The following is a 5,104-nucleotide window of genomic DNA, read 5'->3' as shown; positions in this document are numbered from 1 at the left end:
AAAAGATATACCCCAAAAAGTGACGTGAAGCTTTGCAGCAACACCGAATACTTTTCGGGGGCCCCGGATGAACATCTAGCATTTAACTTTCGCATTCAGTTTTCAGGGTACAGCCTGAAACATCATATTCCCTGATAGCTCAGTTGGTAGAGCACTCGACTGTTAATCGAGTTGTCACAGGTTCGAGTCCTGTTCGGGGAGCCATGGAGAGATGTCCGAGTTTGGTCGAAGGAGCACGATTGGAAATCGTGTAGGCGCCACAAGCGTCTCGAGGGTTCGAATCCCTCTCTCTCCGCCAGTTATCTGGCCCGTTGGTCAAGGGGTTAAGACACCTCCCTTTCACGGAGGTAACAGGGGTTCGAATCCCCTACGGGTCACCATTATAACTTCTCAACTGGTAAAAATTGAGGGTTGAACAAGTTGAAAAAGTTTGATAAGATATAAGAGTCGCTAGTGAAACAACGACAACAATATGGACGCTTAGCTCAGCTGGGAGAGCATCTGCCTTACAAGCAGAGGGTCGGCGGTTCGATCCCGTCAGCGTCCACCATAATATCGCGGGGTGGAGCAGTTGGTAGCTCGTCGGGCTCATAACCCGAAGGTCGCAGGTTCAAGTCCTGCCCCCGCAACCAAATGTGGAGCTGTGGTGTAGAGGCCTAACATGCCTGCCTGTCACGCAGGAGACCGCGGGTTCGAATCCCGTCAGCTCCGCCATTTATTTTCAAGTGGCTTGAATCAAATAAGATTTCAATGAGGCTTGGTAGCTCAGTCGGTAGAGCAAAGGACTGAAAATCCTTGTGTCGGCGGTTCGATTCCGTCCCAAGCCACCATAGAAATTTCGCCGGTGTAGCTCAGTTGGTAGAGCGGCTGACTTGTAATCAGTAGGTCGAGGGTTCGACTCCTTTCGCCGGCACCATTTTGGAGGATTAGCGAAGTGGCCAAACGCAGCAGACTGTAAATCTGTTCCCGTCCGGGTTCGGTGGTTCGAATCCATCATCCTCCACCATATAGGGGCATAGTTTAAAGGTAGAACAAAGGTCTCCAAAACCTTTGGTGTGGGTTCAATTCCTGCTGCCCCTGCCAACAATTTCTAATGTAATATGGCGGTCGTGGCGAAGTGGTGAACGCATCGGATTGTGGCTCCGACACTCGAGGGTTCGATTCCCTTCGATCGCCCCATATACCTTGGGGATTAGCCAAGCGGTAAGGCAACGGACTTTGACTCCGTCACGCATAGGTTCGAATCCTATATCCCCAGCCATTTGCGGACATAGCTCAGTGGTAGAGTATCGCCTTGCCAAGGCGAGGGTCGCGAGTTCGAATCTCGTTGTCCGCTCCAGATGTGGCGCCATAGCCAAGTGGTAAGGCAAAGCTCTGCAAAAGCTTTATTCCCCAGTTCAAATCTGGGTGGCGCCTCCAAACATCTTTTGTGCCCTTAGCTCAGCTGGATAGAGTATTTGACTACGAATCAAAGGGTCGGGAGTTCGAATCTCTCAGGGCACGCCAATAATTTCATAGGCCGGTGTGGCGGAATGGCAGACGCGCGCGACTCAAAATCGTGAGGGAAACCGTGGAGGTTCGAGTCCTCTCACCGGCACCATTAATGAACAAAGTATCCTTTAGGAAAAATCCTATAGGATTTTTTGTTTATGTTTAAATCCTCACTCAATGACAGTACCTCTAAAATATTAAATAAATGTTGAACCCCTATATTTCGATTTTTTCAAAAGCATTCTATTTCATTATTTTTCGGATAAGCGCAGCTTGTATTTGACTTTGGTCGATGAGTGTTTGAATCATTATTTCCAGACCGTGGCTTCGAGCTTGCCTGACCTATCTGATGATTTATTCGAAGCGTTAGATCCGTTGTCGAAAATCAAAATGGAGGCCTTTAAACGCGAACCGATAAAGTATGGCTTTATCGCAAAAGCCTTCATGACGATGTCTAATGAACTATTACAGAATTACGCCTAAAGCAGCAGCGAATGATGGAGCATGCGATTGAATTGCTTGTAAGCAGAGTCGATCATAATTGTTTTCGAACAGATATTGAACCGAGACAAGCTGTTGAATTTGTATTGCTGTCATTGGAAGCCCTTATTACAAAGCAGATGAGTTCACTGAATGAACAGGAATTAGATGAAGGGGGAACGGTTCCAGCTTTAGATACGAGCCTTTATAAACATATGTTGAAATATGGGGTATATCGAGGGGCGGGGAAGTGAATGAGAAAAAGCTGTTGAAGCTTGGTACTAGGGGGGGACTGACCCCCGTTTGTGAGACAGGGAAAGCATCTCAGGGCTTGTCATTTGGCTTAATAAAAGGGTGGTTGCAAATGAATAGAAAATGAGCCTTGCAGGGTCATATGAAGATAACTCATATGAACGGCAAGGCTGTTTTTGTATTGCATGCGTATTATTGTTTTTCAGGGAGTAGCTCAGTTGTTGTTCTTGGATCACCTGATGGATCAAGGATTTGTTTAGGAGGATGCTTTATTTGTTCAGGACCGTTGGTGAATCGCTTAATCATTTTCTCAATATCCAGACCGGATACGTCTTTTAACATTTGTGGAGCAGTCGCCATGAGTTGTGTGACATAGTTGCTTACCCGTGCTGCTCCTTCACCATTGCCTGTGTCAACGACAGTGAGCTTGTCGATGGACTTGAGTGGCTCTGCGACTTTGCCAGCGAGTTCTGGCATCATCTTAACGACGATATCGAGTACAGCAGCTTCGCCGAACTTCTCGAACGCTTCAGCAAGCTTCTCTTTCGCTTCTGCTTCGGCTAGACCACGCAGGCGGATGACTTCAGCTTCAGCCGTACCACGCGCACGTTCAGCATCGGCAATCGCAAGACCTTCTAAGCGTTTCTGTTCAGCGAGGGCCTTGGCCTCAGCTTCGATACGATACTGCAGGGCATCCGCTTCTAGTACTTTGCGTGACTTCTCAGCTTCGGCAGATTGAACAACAGCATAGCGATCCGCATCGGCCTTCTTTTTCACTTCTGCATCATACTGTTTCTCACGACGGAGAATTTCTTTGGCTTCCAGATCAATCTCACGTTCTTTGCGAACAATTTCGACACGCATTTGTTCCTCAACAACGCTTTGCTTGGAACGTGCTTCTTGAATGAAGTATGCTTGGTCTGCTTCCGCACGAGCAAGATCTTGGTCTTTTTTGAAAGCAGCAACCTTTAATTCTTTTTCTTTGGAAGCTTCAGCAATGTTCGTATCTCTGAGCAGCTCGGCTTTCATTCCTGCTTCTTCCGCTTTAGCCTTTTGGATACGGGCATCACGAACAGCTTCTGCCTCAGCAATATCTGCATCACGTTTAACGGCTGCGATACGCGGTTTGCCGAGTGCATCTAAGTACCCGTGCTTATCTCGCACGTCCTTAATCGTAAAGGATACAATTTGCAGGCCCATCTTTTTTAGATCTTTAGCAGCAACTCCCTGTACTTCTTGAGCAAACCGATCACGGTTGCGATATACTTCCTCGACGGTCATGGAACCAAGGATCGCGCGCAGATGACCTTCGAGAACTTCTTGAGCCTCACTCTTCAGCGCTTCGGTAGGCTTGCCTAGGAATTGCTCTGCAGCGGTTGCAATATCTTCTACAGTACCGCCTACCTTAATGATCGCTACAGCGTCTGTCATGACGGGTACACCTTGTTCGGTATATACTTCTGGTGTGGTTACATCAAGCTTGTGTGAGAGTAAGGATAGAAATTGTGATTGCTGGAAGATTGGCAGGATGAATGCACCGCCGCCGCGAACAATTTTCATTTTGCGTCCGGATTCGTCGGTGGATACGTTCTTGCGTCCCAGATAAGAACCAGTAACGATCATTGTTTCGTCTGGGCTGACGGTCTTGTAGCGTGCCCAGAATGCAAGGCCAAGTACGAGTATGACGCCAATAACGATTAATGGGATGATCAATGCTTCACTAAACTCCATGAGATACAGCTCCCTCTATATATATTTGTATAGGCAATGCCTGAATACACATGAATCCATAAATCGAATCGAAGTGAGAATGTAGGATATAAGTCCAGTAACAGAAGAGCAATGATGTTAATGGGTAGGACGGAGTGTTTCCTCGTTGAGCGGGGATACATACAGCGTATCTCCCTTTACTTCAACAACGACGATGGTCGTTCCGGAAGGAATGGCTTCTTTGTCGAAGGAGGCTGCAATTTGATTCGTTACTCCAGCCCCGATTCGAACAATGACCTCTCCATAGCCAGCAGCCGGAATCGGAACATTGACCTCCCCAACCTTACCTGCAAGTTCTGTAATGGAGAATCCAATGGAGTTCTCACTATTCTCCATAGGCCTTACATATAGAAAATAGACACCAATGGATACAACAAGTGCACCAGCAAGAGCGGTGAGGAGAATGGTTGTAGAAGTCCAAGCTGTATAACGGCTAAGCAGGACTCCGACTGCGCCAAGTGCGGTTAAGCCGCTTACGAGTATGGTTGGCTGAAGTACCGCAAGGTGACTGTCGCCAACTAAACCATCGAATACATGGCTGAGCACCTCTCCAATCAGAAGTGAGACGATGGCGTACAAAACGCCGAATATCAGCAATCCCCAATATAACGTTTGCATGACGATGCGCTCCTTTCTTATCGCTTGAAGGAAGTGACGCCTGCAGCGAATGGGTGGTTATGGAAATATATACGTAATTGGCGAAACTTTGTTTCAACTTCGACTTCAGACCAGTCCAGTATGGGCTCGATCAAAGGTCGGTCAGGACCCCCGACTTGAGTCTAGGATCAAAAACCGTCCCCGGCCTGTTTTGGGCAAATGCATTTCCATCTAAAATAAAGACATAAGCAAGACACGACGAAAGGTGGTGACGAACCGAATGCAAACGAACAAAGGTAACACATTCGCTTTTGTACTGATCGCACTGGGAGGAATCATATTACTAAGCAAGTTCGGGATTCATCTGGGCAGCTGGTTTGGCTATTTGTTCCCTCTCATCCTGATCGCGCTTGGCTACTATGGTGTGAAGGCAGGGAATTCATTCTTCGGATGGATTTTCATCATCCTCGGGGCGATATCGTTGATTGGCAAGTTGTCCTGGATCATCGGTATC

At 47.4% G+C, this 5,104-nt stretch carries 4 protein-coding genes and 16 tRNA genes; 18 read left to right on the top strand and 2 right to left on the bottom strand.

The genetic code is table 11. The features are described 5' to 3' along the window. Positions 1-128: 128 nt before the first annotated feature. From AZ66_RS26760 to AZ66_RS26675, 17 genes are all read left to right on the top strand, one after another. Positions 129-204, top strand: a tRNA-Asn gene (locus AZ66_RS26760). Position 205: 1 nt separating this feature from the next. Continuing rightward, positions 206-298: transfer RNA gene (locus tag AZ66_RS26755), tRNA-Ser, on the top strand. Positions 299-305: 7 nt separating this feature from the next. Then, a tRNA-Glu gene (locus tag AZ66_RS26750) sits at positions 306-380 on the top strand. A 94-nt stretch (positions 381-474) separates the two neighbouring features. After that, positions 475-550 (top strand) — tRNA-Val (locus tag AZ66_RS26745). Positions 551-556: 6 nt separating this feature from the next. After that, positions 557-632, top strand: a tRNA-Met gene (locus tag AZ66_RS26740). 5 nt (positions 633-637) lie between these two features. Further along, positions 638-714: transfer RNA gene (locus AZ66_RS26735), tRNA-Asp, on the top strand. A 40-nt stretch (positions 715-754) separates the two neighbouring features. Next, a tRNA-Phe gene (locus AZ66_RS26730) sits at positions 755-830 on the top strand. A 10-nt stretch (positions 831-840) separates the two neighbouring features. Then, positions 841-916 (top strand) — tRNA-Thr (locus AZ66_RS26725). Between the two features lie 4 nt (positions 917-920). After that, positions 921-1,006 (top strand) — tRNA-Tyr (locus AZ66_RS26720). Positions 1,007-1,009: 3 nt separating this feature from the next. Next, a tRNA-Trp gene (locus AZ66_RS26715) sits at positions 1,010-1,083 on the top strand. A gap of 20 nt (positions 1,084-1,103) precedes the next feature. Continuing rightward, positions 1,104-1,179, top strand: a tRNA-His gene (locus tag AZ66_RS26710). A gap of 7 nt (positions 1,180-1,186) precedes the next feature. Beyond that, positions 1,187-1,261 (top strand) — tRNA-Gln (locus tag AZ66_RS26705). Positions 1,262-1,264: 3 nt separating this feature from the next. Continuing rightward, positions 1,265-1,339, top strand: a tRNA-Gly gene (locus tag AZ66_RS26700). Positions 1,340-1,344: 5 nt separating this feature from the next. Further along, positions 1,345-1,419: transfer RNA gene (locus tag AZ66_RS26695), tRNA-Cys, on the top strand. 10 nt (positions 1,420-1,429) lie between these two features. Next, positions 1,430-1,506: transfer RNA gene (locus AZ66_RS26690), tRNA-Arg, on the top strand. 12 nt (positions 1,507-1,518) lie between these two features. Continuing rightward, positions 1,519-1,600, top strand: a tRNA-Leu gene (locus tag AZ66_RS26685). Between the two features lie 385 nt (positions 1,601-1,985). Then, a complete protein-coding gene (locus AZ66_RS26675) occupies positions 1,986-2,225 on the top strand; it encodes a hypothetical protein (RefSeq protein ID WP_156160099.1) in 240 nt (79 codons plus the stop codon). 190 nt (positions 2,226-2,415) lie between these two features. Here the strand turns inward: AZ66_RS26675 and AZ66_RS26670 are convergent, their stop codons facing one another. Then, positions 2,416-3,954, bottom strand: coding sequence for a flotillin family protein (locus AZ66_RS26670; RefSeq protein WP_021258627.1), 1,539 nt, complete (start codon positions 3,952-3,954; stop codon positions 2,416-2,418). 117 nt (positions 3,955-4,071) lie between these two features. Beyond that, entirely contained in the window at positions 4,072-4,611 is a 540-nt protein-coding gene (locus AZ66_RS26665) for an NfeD family protein (protein WP_021258626.1), read from the bottom strand. Positions 4,612-4,870: 259 nt separating this feature from the next. Between AZ66_RS26665 and AZ66_RS26660 the strand changes: the two genes are divergently transcribed. Beyond that, the coding region (locus AZ66_RS26660) for a LiaF transmembrane domain-containing protein (RefSeq protein WP_044357668.1) at positions 4,871-5,104 on the top strand (234 nt) is incomplete at its 3' end.

It is taken from the genome of Paenibacillus sp. E194, from assembly GCF_000935845.1.
Lineage (GTDB): Bacteria > Bacillota > Bacilli > Paenibacillales > Paenibacillaceae > Paenibacillus_B > Paenibacillus_B alvei_B.
Note: the sequence above shows the minus strand (reverse complement) of the source record. Positions and strands in the feature narration are given on the sequence as shown.